Origin of the sequence: Burkholderia sp. Bp8992, from assembly GCF_003853705.1 — a bacterium.
Classification (GTDB): domain Bacteria; phylum Pseudomonadota; class Gammaproteobacteria; order Burkholderiales; family Burkholderiaceae; genus Burkholderia.
Genome location: NZ_QTQI01000003.1, coordinates 412,951 through 425,905, shown reverse-complemented (window position 1 = coordinate 425,905; position 12,955 = coordinate 412,951). Strand labels below are relative to the sequence as shown.

13 protein-coding genes are annotated in these 12,955 nt (G+C 67.5%); 12 read left to right on the top strand and 1 reads right to left on the bottom strand.

All coding sequences use genetic code 11. The features are described 5' to 3' along the window. Positions 1–11: 11 nt before the first annotated feature. Positions 12–200 carry a hypothetical protein gene (locus tag DIE03_RS07025; RefSeq protein ID WP_124448787.1) on the top strand — a complete coding sequence of 63 codons (189 nt, stop codon included), beginning with the start codon at positions 12–14 and terminating at the stop codon, positions 198–200. Between the two features lie 130 nt (positions 201–330). After that, on the top strand, positions 331–1,401 hold the full coding sequence (locus DIE03_RS07020; protein ID WP_124448785.1) for a lysozyme inhibitor LprI family protein: 1,071 nt from the start codon (positions 331–333) through the stop codon (positions 1,399–1,401). 23 nt (positions 1,402–1,424) lie between these two features. On the opposite strand, the gene DIE03_RS07015 is transcribed toward DIE03_RS07020, so the two are convergent. Then, positions 1,425–2,510, bottom strand: coding sequence for a LacI family DNA-binding transcriptional regulator (locus DIE03_RS07015; protein ID WP_124448783.1), 1,086 nt, complete (start codon positions 2,508–2,510; stop codon positions 1,425–1,427). Between the two features lie 241 nt (positions 2,511–2,751). On the opposite strand from DIE03_RS07015, the gene rbsK reads away from it, so the two are divergent. The 10 genes from rbsK to DIE03_RS06960 all read left to right on the top strand — a co-directional run bounded on the left by rbsK (position 2,752) and on the right by DIE03_RS06960 (position 12,821). Further along, a complete protein-coding gene (gene rbsK, locus DIE03_RS07010; RefSeq protein ID WP_124448781.1) occupies positions 2,752–3,678 on the top strand; it encodes a ribokinase in 927 nt (308 codons plus the stop codon). Positions 3,679–3,738: 60 nt separating this feature from the next. Further along, positions 3,739–5,058 carry an MFS transporter gene (locus DIE03_RS07005; protein ID WP_124448779.1) on the top strand — a complete coding sequence of 440 codons (1,320 nt, stop codon included), beginning with the start codon at positions 3,739–3,741 and terminating at the stop codon, positions 5,056–5,058. A gap of 44 nt (positions 5,059–5,102) precedes the next feature. After that, positions 5,103–6,050, top strand: coding sequence for a dihydrodipicolinate synthase family protein (locus DIE03_RS07000; RefSeq protein ID WP_124448777.1), 948 nt, complete (start codon positions 5,103–5,105; stop codon positions 6,048–6,050). A gap of 294 nt (positions 6,051–6,344) precedes the next feature. Continuing rightward, positions 6,345–7,148, top strand: coding sequence for a transporter substrate-binding domain-containing protein (locus tag DIE03_RS06990; protein ID WP_124448775.1), 804 nt, complete (start codon positions 6,345–6,347; stop codon positions 7,146–7,148). A 4-nt stretch (positions 7,149–7,152) separates the two neighbouring features. Continuing rightward, the gene (locus DIE03_RS06985; protein ID WP_124448773.1) at positions 7,153–7,887 is read left to right on the top strand and encodes an ABC transporter permease; all 735 of its coding nucleotides are present in this window, start codon (positions 7,153–7,155) and stop codon (positions 7,885–7,887) included. Beyond that, on the top strand, positions 7,884–8,651 hold the full coding sequence (locus DIE03_RS06980) for an ABC transporter permease (RefSeq protein WP_124448772.1): 768 nt from the start codon (positions 7,884–7,886) through the stop codon (positions 8,649–8,651). The genes DIE03_RS06985 and DIE03_RS06980 overlap by 4 nt, the downstream gene beginning before the upstream one ends. A 26-nt stretch (positions 8,652–8,677) precedes the next feature. After that, positions 8,678–10,060 carry an LLM class flavin-dependent oxidoreductase gene (locus DIE03_RS06975; RefSeq protein ID WP_124448770.1) on the top strand — a complete coding sequence of 461 codons (1,383 nt, stop codon included), beginning with the start codon at positions 8,678–8,680 and terminating at the stop codon, positions 10,058–10,060. A 337-nt stretch (positions 10,061–10,397) separates the two neighbouring features. Next, the gene (locus DIE03_RS06970) at positions 10,398–10,811 is read left to right on the top strand and encodes a DoxX family protein (RefSeq protein WP_124448768.1); all 414 of its coding nucleotides are present in this window, start codon (positions 10,398–10,400) and stop codon (positions 10,809–10,811) included. A gap of 237 nt (positions 10,812–11,048) precedes the next feature. Beyond that, positions 11,049–12,014: an SDR family oxidoreductase gene (locus DIE03_RS06965; RefSeq protein ID WP_124448766.1), complete on the top strand. Its 966-nt coding sequence runs from the start codon at positions 11,049–11,051 to the stop codon at positions 12,012–12,014. A gap of 234 nt (positions 12,015–12,248) precedes the next feature. Beyond that, positions 12,249–12,821 (top strand): plasmid fertility inhibition factor family protein, encoded by a 573-nt coding sequence (locus tag DIE03_RS06960; RefSeq protein WP_124448764.1) that lies wholly within the window; start codon positions 12,249–12,251, stop codon positions 12,819–12,821. Positions 12,822–12,955 lie beyond the last annotated feature (134 nt).

The following is a 12,955-nucleotide window of genomic DNA, read 5'->3' as shown; positions in this document are numbered from 1 at the left end:
CCTCGACCGGGATGGACGTCCATCGCGGTGTTCCACCGATCGCTTCTGCGCTGCGCCGGCCGCCTGCCACCGACCCGAGCGATGAGCGTAAAGGCCCCGCCGCGATCTTCGAGCACGCGACGGTAGCCGCGTTGCGCGACGGCATCGTGCACCGCAGCGCGGCCGCCGAAATGGTTGCGACGACATCGAACGTCGATTGATCGGCGTCGCGCATTCGGGTTACGCTCCCGCGGGCGGCGGCATGCGTCGCATGCCGGGCCGGGCGTTTTTACCTCGAATGTCGCGTGCAGGTAGCTTCTACAGGCGCGCGACTCAGCGACGATCAAGCCAATGACCATCCAGAACCGATCGAATACGCGCGAACACGCCGCGATTTCCGCATCTGACGCGCGGCACACGCATCTGCCACGCCTCGCGGCGGCCGCGCTGCTGACGCTGCTGCCGGTTGCCGCGCACGCGGCCGGCTTCGACTGCACGAAGGCCGCTTCGCCGACCGAGAAGACGATCTGTACGGATACCGTACTGTCGAAGCTCGACGGCGACCTGTCGGCCGCGTGGAAAAAGGCACTCGCGAAGGGCGGCGATACGGCCGCGCTGAAGGCCGCGCAATTGAAGTGGCTGAAGCAGCGCGACCAGTGCGGCAGCGACGCGCCGTGCCTCGGCGACCGCTACCGCGAACGGCTCGCGAGCCTGAACGGCACGCCGCTCGCCGCCGACCGCTGGCAGCAGACGTGGTACTTGACGAGCGACAACCCGTCGTTCGGCGGTGTGCTGACGTTTACGGGCACGGTGCCGCGCCTGCATTTCGAGTTGAGCGCCAACAACGGCGCGAATACCGGCGGCCTCGACGGCGACATTGTGCTGCACGGCGACAGTGGCACCTATCGCAAGGACAAGTGCCGGCTCGATTTCGACCGGAAGGGCGGGCGCATCCGCGTCACGCAGCAGGGGGCCGATTTCGATTGCGGCGCAGGCATGGGGGTCATGTACGCGGGCGACTACGTGACCGCCGCGCAATCCCGGGCCCAACCGCAGGCCGATCTGCTGAGCCTCAAGGTCGTGACCGACGCGCAACAGAACGCGATCGCGCACAAGCTGCTCGGCGCCGACTATCAAGTGCTCGTCGAGACGGTCAATTCCAGCGCCGACGAGAAGGATCTCGACGGCCTGAACGCACACGTGACGTCGTACTGGGTGCGCGGCATCGCGACGACGAACGCGGCGATCGTGATGCGCCGCGGGTCCGACCTGTGGATCGGGCTGCTCGTGTTCGATGCGAAGAACAACGTCCGGATGCGCTATTACTCGAACGTGCCGGCGTGGAAGAAAACCGTGCCGAAGACGATCAACGCGTGGCGCGACAATCTCGACAAGACGCTGCCGGTCGACGTGATGCAGTAAGCCGGCGCCGCCCGGCGCGTTTTTCATTTCCTGCGCACTGCACGCTCGCGCGCCGGCGGCGCGGCCGATTCCCGCGTGCGCAACTCGGGCAGGACGGCACTCCCGGGCCCCGTGGCGCCGTTCTCGAGCGCGTCGAGCAACGCGTGCGCGGCCTGGCGCCCGATCGCGTCGGTGTCGACCCACATCGTCGTCAGCGTCGGCTGGATCTCGCGCGCGAGCGCGATGTCGTCGAACCCGGTGATCGACAATTGAGCGGGCACGTCGATGCCGAGCGCCTGCGCTTCGAGCAATGCCCCGAGCGCGAGCGCGTCGTTGCCGCAGATCACGGCCGTCGGCCGCGTCGCCGCATCGCTGCCGGCGATGGCGCGCAGGCTCGCGCGCCCGAACGCGATCGTGGCCGCACCTTCGTGCTGGTGCACGGGGCGCACCGCGAGCCCGTGTGCGGCCAGCGTGTCGTGAATGCCGCGCAAGCGGGCCTGGACACGATCGTTGTCCGCCGACGGCTGCATGATGATCGCGAAGTCGCGGTGGCCAAGGTCGAGCAGGTGCGTGGTGAGCCGCGCGAACGCCGCGCGGTTGTCGAAGCCGATGCAGCAATGCGGGCTGTCGTCGCGATACGCATAGGTGACGACGTACGGCACGCGATGCATCGCAAGGAGTTCGAACAGTTCCGGCGGATACGCTTCACCGACCAGCGACACGGCTTCCACGCCGCGCGACAGCATCGCGCGCACCTGCGCCAGTGCCTGCGCGGGATCGTAGTTCGAGCAGCCCAGGAACAGCGTGATGCCGTGCTCGGCCATGACCGCCTGCATGCCCGCGACTTGCGACGCGAACACCTGGTCGTCCAGCGTCGGAATGATCGCGCCGGTGATGTGCGTGCGCGTCGACGCGAGCGCGCGGCCGGCCGCATTCGGAATCCAGTTCAATGTGCGCGCCGCGTCGCGCACCCGCTGCTGTACGTCGGCCGACACCTTGCCGGGGTCGTTGTACACGCGCGAGACGGTCGCGGTCGACACACCGGCCAGTTTCGCGACATCGCCGAGTACCGAGCGGCCGCTGCCGCGGCGCGCCCGCGACGTGCCGGCGCGGGACGGGGGCGTGCTCATCGGCTGTCTCCCGGCAGGGTGCGCCTGCCTGCGCCGTGCGTTGCCAGTCGCGTCATTGTTTACCCTCGATTCATGGTGGCCGCGCTTGCATCCACATTCGATCCTGTGAGAATGTAAGCGCTATCTTCCTGATGCTTCGTATTATGTCAGACATGGATTCCACCCGCATCGCGAAATTTTCCGAGACGACGGCCTTTCCGGCCATTTTGTCGGTCTCAAATGTAAGCGGTTACATTCGAGCATGAGCGACACCACTTCACCGCGTATCGCTGTCGTCGGCAGCGTCAACATCGACCTCGTCACGCGCGCGCCGCGCCTGCCGGTGCCGGGCGAAACGCTGCTCGGCACGGCATTCCAGACCGTTCACGGCGGCAAGGGGGCGAACCAGGCGGTCGCGGCTGCGCGTCTGGGCGCATCGGTCGCGATGATCGGCTGCGTCGGCGACGACACGTTCGGCGCACGCCTGCACGGCGCGCTGGCGGCGGAGCGCATCGACGTGACGCATCTGAGCCGGATCGGCGGCACGGCGACCGGCGTGGCGACGATCACGGTCGACGACGGCGGCGCGAACAGCATCGTCGTCGTGCCCGGTGCGAATGCGTGCCTCGATGCCGACCGGATCGACGCGGCGCGCGAAGCGATCGCGGGGGCGGCGCTGCTCGTGTGCCAGCTCGAAGTGCCGGTTGCCACCGTCGCATGCGCGATCGCCTGTGCCAGCGAGCGCCGCACGCCGGTGCTGCTCAATCCGGCACCCGCGCAGCCGCTGTCCGATGCATTGCTGGCACGGGTCGACTACCTCGTCGTCAACGAGACCGAAGCCGAGTCGCTGACCGGCATCGCCGTCGGCGACGATGCGTCGGCCGTGCGCGCCGCCGACGCGCTGTGCGCGAAGGGCGTCGCCAACGTGCTGGTTACGCTCGGTGCGCGCGGCATCTGCTGGCGCGGCATCGCAGGGAACGGCCGTCATCGGGCAATGACGGTGGTGGCCGTCGATACGACCGCGGCCGGCGACACGTTCGTCGGCGGGTTCGCGGCCGCCCGCGCAGGCGGCGCGTCGATGGACGACGCGATCGGCTTCGGCCAGCGTGCGGCCGCAATCAGCGTCACGCGCTACGGTGCACAGACCTCTATCCCGACGCGTGACGAAGTAAACCGTATGGATAACTGAATTCCGAACGCGACGGAATGGCCGGAATTGGCCGATACCCGTGAAATGGAGACAACCGACATGAACGAAAACCAACCTGTTCCGCCCGCGCCGCCACGCATCCGGCGCGGACAACGCATCGCGCTCGCGCTGTTGATGGCGAGCGGGATCGTCAACTATCTCGATCGCGGCACGCTGGCCGTCGCGAGTTCGGCGATCCGCGGCGATCTCGGCCTGTCGCTCGCGCAGGTGGGGCTGTTGCTGTCCGCGTTCTCGTGGAGCTATGCGCTGTGCCAGTTCCCGGTCGGCGGCCTCGTCGACCGCATCGGCCCGCGCCGGCTGCTCGGCATCGGGCTGATCGTCTGGTCGATCGCGCAGGCGGCTGGCGGCATCGTGTCGACCTTCGGCTGGTTCATCGTCGCGCGCATCGCGCTCGGCATCGGCGAGGCGCCGCAGTTCCCGTCGGCCGCGCGCGTGGTCAGCAACTGGTTTCCGCTGCGCGCGCGCGGCGTGCCGACCGGCATCTTCAACGCCGCATCGCCGCTCGGCACCGCACTCGCGCCGTTGCTGCTGTCGATTCTCGTTGCGTCGTTCGACTGGCGCTGGGCATTCGTCGCGACGGGGGCGCTCGGCCTCGTCGTCGCCGTCGTCTGGTTCGCGCTGTATCGAGATCCGGTGCGCGCGCAACTTTCCGCCGCCGAGCGCAGCTATCTCGATGCCGACGCGCAAAGCGTCGCCGCGGTACCGAAACTGACGTTCGTCGAGTGGCGCAGCCTGTTCTCGCACGGCACGACCTGGGGGATGCTGATCGGCTACTTCGGCTCCGTGTACCTGAACTGGGTCTACCTGACCTGGCTGCCGGGCTACCTGACGATGGAGCGGCACATGAGCCTCATCCGTACCGGATTCGCCGCGTCGGTGCCGTTCCTGTGCGGGTTCGTCGGTTCGCTGGTCGCCGGCTGGCTGTCGGACGTGGTCACGCGCCGCAGCCGCTCGCCGGTCGTGAGCCGCCGCAACGCGGTGGTGGTCGCGATGCTCGGAATGGTCGCCTTCACGATTCCGGCCGCGCTCGTGCAGAGCAACGCGGTTGCGCTCGCCTGCATTTCGGTCGTGATCTTTCTCGCGAACGCGGCGTCGGCCTGCTCGTGGGCGCTCGCGACGGCGGCCGCGCCGCCGAGCCGTGTCGCATCGCTCGGCGCGATCCAGAATTTCGGCGGCTTCATCGGCGGCGCGCTTGCGCCGATCCTGACGGGCATCATTGCGCAGAAGTGGTCGTTCGTGCCGGCGCTGCTGACGGCCGCGGCGATCGCGTTCGCCGGTGCGATGGCGTATCTGCTGCTGGTGCGCAAGCCGATTCCCGAGCAGGCCGCGAACGCCGCGCCCGGACCGTTGCCGGCATGAGCCCGCGGTCCGCCCACCGTATTCATTGAAGCAAGGAGAAACAGATGCAACACCCGCAGCAATCGAACGTGACCATCGAGGGGATCGTGCCGGTGATGCTGACGCCGTTCGACGACGCCGGTGCAATCGACTACGCCGGGCTCGAGCGGCTCATCGAATGGTATCTGGCGCATGGCTCGGATGCGTTGTTCGCGGTCGCGCAATCGAGCGAGATGCAGTTCCTGAGCCTTGCCGAACGCGTGGAACTCGCGCGCTTCGTGGTCGATCGGGTGGCCGGACGTGTGCCCGTCGTCGCCTCCGGGCACATCAGCGACGATCTCGATGCGCAGGTCGCCGAGCTGTGCGCGGCGGCCGAATCGGGCGCGCAGGGCGTCGTGCTCGTGACCAACCGCCTCGATCCGCAGCGCAAGGGCACTGCCGCGTTGCTCGACCACCTGCACCGGCTGCTCGCGCGCCTGCCGTCGGATCTCCCGCTCGGCCTGTACGAATGTCCGGCCCCTTACCGGCGGCTTCTTTCGGATGACGAACTGCGTGCGTGTATCGATACGGGCCGGTTCGTGATGTTGAAGGACGTGAGCTGCGATCTCGACACGGTGAAGCGGCGTGTCGCGCTCGCCGCCGGGTCGCCGCTGAAGATCCTGAACGCGAACGCCGCGATTGCGCGGGACGCGATGAAGGCCGGGTCCGCCGGCTTCAACGGCGTGTTCACCAACTTCCACCCGGATCTCTACCGGTGGCTGCGTACGCAAGGCGACACGAATCCGGCGCTGGCCGATGAATTGTCGACGTTCCTGGTCGTGTCGGCGGTGTCGGAGGCACTCGGCTATCCGGCACTCGCGAAGATTTACCATCAGCGGATCGGTACGTTCGGGTCGATCAAGTGCCGTGCGATCGACTACGACGTGCGGGAACGATTCTGGGCGCTCGACGCGGTGCTCGACAAGATCGTCGCGGGGACCGAGCATTTCCGTCGGCGGATCGCGGCGCAGTGACGGATCGAGACATCCGGTGCGGCGGCGTTGTTCGACGCCGCCTTCACGCGACGCGTCTGTCTCGAGCGCCTGCATAAGGACGACGCCGTAGAAGCGCGATTCGTTGGGTGAATGACGTCGGTTCGACGGATATGAATTTGGCGCGTGCCGGATCCACACGGGCGGCATATGACCCGATCAGATATCCATCGAAAAAATAACCATTTGGTACACGCTTCGGCAGGCACTACAGTCTCGCATCCTGCTGCCGGCTGCGAAGCCGGTCGTTCCGACGTTATTCCGGAAATTCGCCACATGAATCGTTTGATGCGTTCGAGGGTCCGCCGTGCCGCGGCCGCGCTGTTCGTATTCGGCCTCGCGCCGGTTTCCCATGCGGCCCAGCCGACACTGCGCGTCGGCATCGACGCCGAGTCCTATCCGCCGTTCTTCTCGAAGGACGCTGCCGGCAAGTGGAAGGGCTGGGAAGTCGACGTGCTCGATGCCGCATGCGGCAAGCTCAACGTGCGGTGCGAGCTTACCGACATTGCATGGGACGGCCTGATTCCGGCGTTGCAGAACCGCAAGATCGACGTGATCTGGTCGTCGATGACGATCACCGGCGAACGGCAGAAAGCGATCGATTTCAGCCGTGCGTACTACGAATCGCCGACGGTGTTCGTCGGTGCGAAAAGCGACCGGCGCCGCGTCGACTGCGCGGTGCCCGCGACCTTCAAGGGCCGCGTGATCGGCGTCGAGGCCGGCACGAATTTCTCGGCGTTCCTCGATTCCCGCTTCAAGCAGGACGCGCAGATCAAGGCGTTCGACAAGTTCGACAATGCGCTCGCGGATCTGGTGTCCGGCCGCGTCGACTACGTGCAGGAAGGCAAGGGGCTGTTCACCACGTTCCTCGCGTCGCGCGACGGCAAGGACTTCGAAGTCAAGGCCACGTGCGCGGACAATCCGGTGCTGGGTCTCGGCATCGGCGCGGGCGTGCGCCACGGTGACGCACTGCGCGGCAAGCTGTCGACCGCGATCGCGCAACTTCAGCAGGACGGCACATGGGATGCGATCACCGCCCGCTACCCGAACCTGAAGGGCACGATCGAGAAGGGCCGCTGACCCGATGGCCGCGGACGATTCGCTGCTCGCGCTGCTCGCATTCGGCGACGGCGGGTATGGCCGCGTGTTCGCGAGCGCGTTCGCACTGACGTTCGGCGTCGCAGCAGCGTCGTTCTGCACGGGCGCACTGCTCGGCATCGCCGGCGCGCTCGGCAAGCTGTCGCGATACGCCGCGCTTGCATGGCACGTGCGTCTCTATACGACGCTCGTGCGCGCGCTGCCCGAACTGTTGTGCCTGCTGCTGGCGTTCTACGCAGTTGCGCCTGCCGTCGAAAATGCGCTGCGCGGCAGCGGCCTCGTATCCGCCGACTTCGCGTTCGATCCGTTCGTCGTCGCCGCGCTGTCGCTCGGTTTCATCCAGGGCGCGTATCTGACCGACATCTTCCGCGCGGCGCTCGTCAACGTCCCGATCGGCCAGGTCGAAGCTGCGCACGCGTACGGGATGACGCCGTGGCAGACGTTGACGCGCATCCGGCTCCCGGCCGCGGCGCGGCTCGCGTTGCCGGGCGTCGGCAACGTGTGGCTGAACGCGACCAAGGACGCGTCGTTCATCAGCGTGCTCGGTTCGTTTACGGATCTGCTGAAGGCAAGCCAGCTCGCGGCCGGTGCGACGCGGCACTACGTATTCTTCTATCTCGTCACGGCCGCGCTGTTCCTGCTGCTGAGCATCACGTCGACCGGCATCGTCGCGGCGCTCGAGCGGCATGCGAATCGTGGCACGAGGCGCGCGACTCCATGATCTTCTCGCTGCCGTTCCTGCTCGACACGGTGATGCCGAAGCTGCTCGCCGCGGTGCCGACGACGCTGGCGCTGACACTTTTGTCGGGTGCGGCCAGCATGCTGCTGGGTGTGCCGCTCGCGCTCGCCGCCGGTGCACGCCACACGCCGCTGCGCTGGTCCGCGCGCAGCTGGCTGATGCTGATCCGCGGCACACCGCTACTCGTGCAACTCTATCTGCTGTACTACGGATTCGGGCAGATCGTCCCGCGCGAATGGATGCGCGACAGCTGGGCGTCGCCGCTGCTGCGCGATGCATTCTGTTACGCGGTCGTCGCGTTGAGCGTGAACGAGAGCGCGTATGTCGCGACGATCCTGCGCGGCGCGATCGCCGGCGTGCCGGCCGGCGAGATCGAGGCCGGCCATGCATACGGGATGACGCGCGTGCAGGTGCTGCGCCGCATCGTCGGCCCGCGTGCATGGCGGCTGGCGCTGCCCGCGCTCACCGGAGAGGCGATCCTGCTGCTGAAATCGACCGTCCTCGCATCGACCGTTACCGTGTTCGACGTGATGGGCACGGCCAATACGCTGCGCTTCGAGACGTTGCGCGTGTACGAACCGCTGATCGGTGCGGCCATCGTCTATGTCGTGCTGGTCGCGCTGCTGACCATTCCCGCCGCCCGCCTCGAGAAGCGCGTCAATCGCTACCTGATGCGCGCGCCCGACGACCGCATGCCCGCACGGCGCCGCCGCGCGTCGTCGGGTGCGTGGGCGGCACCCAACTGATGACTGCCCTGGTAACGAAATCCACGATGTCCGATCCTCGCCCCTTGCTGTTTTCCCTGTACGAACAAGCCAGCGTCGGCTGCGGCGGCGCGCCGAGCCTGTGGACCCATCCGGCCGACGAACGGCTGCGCGCGAATACGCTCGCGTTCTGGTCGAACCTTGCGCGCACGGCCGAGCAGGCCGATCTCGACATGCTGTTCTTCGCGGACGTGCTCGGCCTGTACGACGTCTATGGCGGGTCGGCCGACGCCGCGTTGCAGTGGGCGGTCGAGGCGCCCGCGAACGATCCGATGATGCTGATTCCGGCGCTCGTCGCGCAGACCGAGCGGCTCGCGTTCGGCGTGACCGCGAGCACGACCTACGAGCATCCGTTCGCGCTCGCGCGCCGCTTCAGCACGCTCGATCATCTGAGCAACGGCCGGATCGGCTGGAACATCGTGACGTCCTACCTGACGAGTGCGGCGCGCAACTTCGGTCTCGACCGAATGATCGGTCATGACGAACGCTATGCGCGCGCGGAGGAATTTCTCGACGTCGTGTACAAACTGTGGGAAGGGAGCTGGGCGGACGACGCGGTGGTCGCCGACAAGCGCTCGCCGCGCTATGCGCGTGGCGATCGCGTACGGCCGATCGCGCACGAAGGGACGCACTATCGCGTGCAGGGGCCGCACGTCTGCGCGCCGTCGCCACAGCGCTCGCCCGTGCTGATCCAGGCCGGCTGGTCGGGGCGTGGGCGCGAATTCGCGGCGAAGCACGCGGAGGTGGTGTTCGTCGCGAAATCGAATCCGCACGAGATTCGCGCAGGCCTCGACGAGATACGCCGGCTGGCGGCCGAACGCGGCCGGGCGGCGGACGACGTGAAGTCGCTGACGGTGCTGCGGATCGTGACGGCGCGCTCGTCGAGCGACGCGAAGGAGAAATATCACACGCTTCAGCAGCATTATCACCAGCACGCGCAACTCGTCAGCTATGCGGGCGACACCGGCATCGACATCGACCGCTATGCGGACGACGAGCCGCTGACGACGCAGACGGAAGGGCTCACGTCCTACGTCGTGCGGCCTGACGGCAGCGGCAAGCCGCTCACCGCCGGCGACGTGCGGCGCAAGTTCGCGAGTGTCACGCGCGGCACCGACCTGATCCTCGTCGGCTCGCCGGACGAAGTCGCGGACCAGCTCGCCGAGCATGCGCAGCTGTCGACGACAAGCGGCTACATGCTCAATCCGCTGGTCAGCCCGGGCACGCTCGACGATTTCGCCGAACTGGTCGTGCCGGAACTGAAGAAGCGCGGCCTGTACCGGACGACGGCACCGGCCGGTACTTTCCGTTCGCGCCTGAGCGGACGCGATCGGTTGCCTGACAGTGCGTATGGTGCGTCGTTCAGGCACTCCCCTGCAGAGGCGGACTGATCTCGAATCGTATCGTGCCGGTCTCTTCAGTAGCGATCCGCGCGAGATTTCCGGGTTGTTTGGCTTCGGTCGTGCAAATTGTCCACTAAATTGAGACAGCGAATCATGTTTTGACGGATTGATGATTTCCGGCGGGACAGTAGACTGCACCCGTGCTTCGCCAGAACCGATTCGAAGCGCGCCGCAAGCGGCGCGACCGGACGGATTCTTCGGCAACTGGCCGTGGTATCGGCCGGCGATCCGATCGAGCGAGGAGTGGCCCGTTGCCGGCCACGCGCGCCGCTCCGGCGCGCATCGGCAACGGCCGCATCAAACCGTCAATTCAAGGGTGATTGCTATGCGTTACGTTTCGCTGGAGTCGAAGAAGGACGAGCTGCTGCTGGCGGCTCGCGTGCTGATGATGATCCTGTTCGTGCTGTTCGGCTGGCAGAAGCTGAACGGCTTTTCGGGCACGGTCGCGTACATGGCGTCGACGGGAAACCCGGCGCCCGAACTGGCGGCCGCGATCGCGGTGGCGGTGGAACTGGCCGGCGGCGCGCTGATCGCGATCGGCTTCTATACGCGTCCGCTCGCGCTGGTGTTTGCCGCCTATACGCTCGCGACCGCGCTGATCGGCCATCGCTACTGGGCGCTGCAGGGGATGGAGCAGTACATGGCGATGATCAACTTCTACAAGAACGTGAGCATCATCGGCGGGTTGCTGTTGCTCGCGCTGACCGGGCCCGGGCGGTATTCGGTTGACCGGAAGTAACGCAGGACGAAGTTTCCGTTCAGTGTGACTGGCGCGGTGCACGGATGTGTACCGCGCGCTGCGTTTTGGGGCGGGCGATGGCGCGGGCACGGCGCGTGTCGGCCGCAACGCCTCGTGTCGGTCGTGTCCGCCGCCAAACTCGGCTATCCTCGGCACGTTCATCGTTCGAACGTCGACCCTGACATTCGAACGTGGATCGCGACCTCGCGCTCCGCCACGTCACCCGAATCGCCGCTCATGCCAAGCCCAACTCCGTCCACCGAACGCAAGACCATCCTCCTCATCGGCGCCTCCGGCCTGCTTGGCCGCGCGGTTGCCGCGTCGCTGGCGAGCGAATCGTCGTTGACGCTACTGGCGACCATCCGGAACCCGCAAAGCGCGGGCGCAAAACTTCTGGCATTGCCGCCGGAAAACGTCGCGGAACTGGACGTCCTCGACCAGCCGGCCCTCGAGCACCTCTTCGACACCCGCAAGCCGGCCGCCGTCATCCTCTGCGCCGCCGAACGCCGCCCGGACGTCTGCGAACGCGACCCGGCCGCCGCCCGCGCGATCAATGTCGACGCGCCGGCCCGCGTCGGCGCGCTGGCCGCCCGATACGGCGCATGGACACTCGGCATCTCGACCGACTACGTGTTCGACGGCAAGGCGGCCCCGTACCGTGAAGACGCGACACCGAACCCGCTGAACATCTACGGCCGCACCAAGCTGGAAGGCGAGGCGGCACTCCTCGCGGCATCTTCGCTCTCCTGCGTGCTGCGCCTGCCGTTGCTCTTCGGCCCGATCGCCGACTGGAGCGAATCGGCGGTCACGAGCCTCGTCCCGGCCGTTGCCGCGTCTGCGCGTCCGGGTGCCCGCGCGGTCGGCATGGACGCCTGGGCGATCCGCTACCCGACCTACACGCCGGACGTCGCGAAGGTCATCCGCGACCTGACGCTGCGCCATCTCGCGGGCGAAGCCGTCACCGGCATTCGTCACTGGTCGGGCGAGGAGCCGATGACGAAGCACGACATCGCGCAGCAAATCGCGGCCGCGCTCGGCATCGACGCGTCGCTCACGCGGATCGACCAGCCGACCGACGCCACGCCGCGCCCGTACGATTGCCATCTGGACGCGTCACGCGTGCGCGCCCTCGGGATCGATTACGCGACGCCGTTCGATACTGCGCTGCGCACCGTGCTGCGCGATGCACCGCAGGCGCCGTAGGATCGCCAACGAAACGCGCGGATTGAAGCCGGTTTCCGTTCGACAGGGCGCGTGGCCGGTGCCCACCGGGTGGCGGGCACCGTGCCTGTCGTCCCGTCATCGAAAGGCGATACACTGCGCGGGTTCCCGATCCAGTCGGGAGCGTCAGGGTACCGGGTGAACCGGCGGCGACGGCGCGGATCGCGCCACGCGCCCTGACTCATTCGAACAAATCGAGAGAGAAAGAGAGGGCCCATGCTGACACGTCTTCGTAACGGACTCGACCGCGCACGCGACCTGCGCGAGTCCGGATCCGCTTCACCCATCACGTTCCGGCCGACGGCGTGCGAATTGGTCGACCTGAGCGCGAAGCGCGCGATCTGGCGCGTTCCCGTGCCCGGCCAGGTCGACTGCTATCTGGCGGCCGAGCCGGCCGGGGTGGAGCGTTTCGTCGTCCATCTCGATGCCGAGGCGTTCTATCGCCGCTGGCTCGAAACGAGCCCCGCGTTCCCGAAACAGGATTCGCAGGACTGCGTACCGCGCCGGGCCATGCCGCTCGACAGCAAGTTCGCGATGGCTGCCGCTGCGTTCAGGGGCGGCCGCGAGGCGCCGGTGGCGCTGCCGCCGGTCGGCTACTGGCCGGCGGGAAGCGGGTACGAGGTCGCGATGAGCGACGGCATGACGCGGACCTTCTGGCTGCTCGCCAATCGCGTGCGGTCGTTCCCCGTCAGCGTGGCCGACGCGACCTGGGCGACGATGCTGAGCGGCATGGCCGGCATCGGCGCGGCGCCGATCGCATACAGCGCGCTGTTCGCGCGGGGCGTGTAAGCGCGGCAACGCAATGCGGAGCGCGGGCCGGCGACACGCGCGGCCCGCAGCACATCGCATGCCGTTCCGCCTGATTTGACACGTGGCGTGCGCGCCCATTACAGTCGCGACGCGGGCCGGTGGGTCAAGCACAT

Bases quoted from the DNA above. Each gene is read 5' to 3' on its own strand.
- DIE03_RS07025 (WP_124448787.1), top strand. From the start codon at position 12: ATGGACGTCCATCGCGGTGTTCCACCGATCGCTTCTGCGCTGCGCCGG.
- DIE03_RS07020 (WP_124448785.1), top strand. From the start codon at position 331: ATGACCATCCAGAACCGATCGAATACGCGCGAACACGCCGCGATTTCC.
- DIE03_RS07015 (WP_124448783.1), bottom strand. From the start codon at position 2,510: ATGAGCACGCCCCCGTCCCGCGCCGGCACGTCGCGGGCGCGCCGCGGC.
- rbsK (WP_124448781.1), top strand. From the start codon at position 2,752: ATGAGCGACACCACTTCACCGCGTATCGCTGTCGTCGGCAGCGTCAAC.
- DIE03_RS07005 (WP_124448779.1), top strand. From the start codon at position 3,739: ATGAACGAAAACCAACCTGTTCCGCCCGCGCCGCCACGCATCCGGCGC.
- DIE03_RS07000 (WP_124448777.1), top strand. From the start codon at position 5,103: ATGCAACACCCGCAGCAATCGAACGTGACCATCGAGGGGATCGTGCCG.
- DIE03_RS06990 (WP_124448775.1), top strand. From the start codon at position 6,345: ATGAATCGTTTGATGCGTTCGAGGGTCCGCCGTGCCGCGGCCGCGCTG.
- DIE03_RS06985 (WP_124448773.1), top strand. From the start codon at position 7,153: ATGGCCGCGGACGATTCGCTGCTCGCGCTGCTCGCATTCGGCGACGGC.
- DIE03_RS06980 (WP_124448772.1), top strand. From the start codon at position 7,884: ATGATCTTCTCGCTGCCGTTCCTGCTCGACACGGTGATGCCGAAGCTG.
- DIE03_RS06975 (WP_124448770.1), top strand. From the start codon at position 8,678: ATGTCCGATCCTCGCCCCTTGCTGTTTTCCCTGTACGAACAAGCCAGC.
- DIE03_RS06970 (WP_124448768.1), top strand. From the start codon at position 10,398: ATGCGTTACGTTTCGCTGGAGTCGAAGAAGGACGAGCTGCTGCTGGCG.
- DIE03_RS06965 (WP_124448766.1), top strand. From the start codon at position 11,049: ATGCCAAGCCCAACTCCGTCCACCGAACGCAAGACCATCCTCCTCATC.
- DIE03_RS06960 (WP_124448764.1), top strand. From the start codon at position 12,249: ATGCTGACACGTCTTCGTAACGGACTCGACCGCGCACGCGACCTGCGC.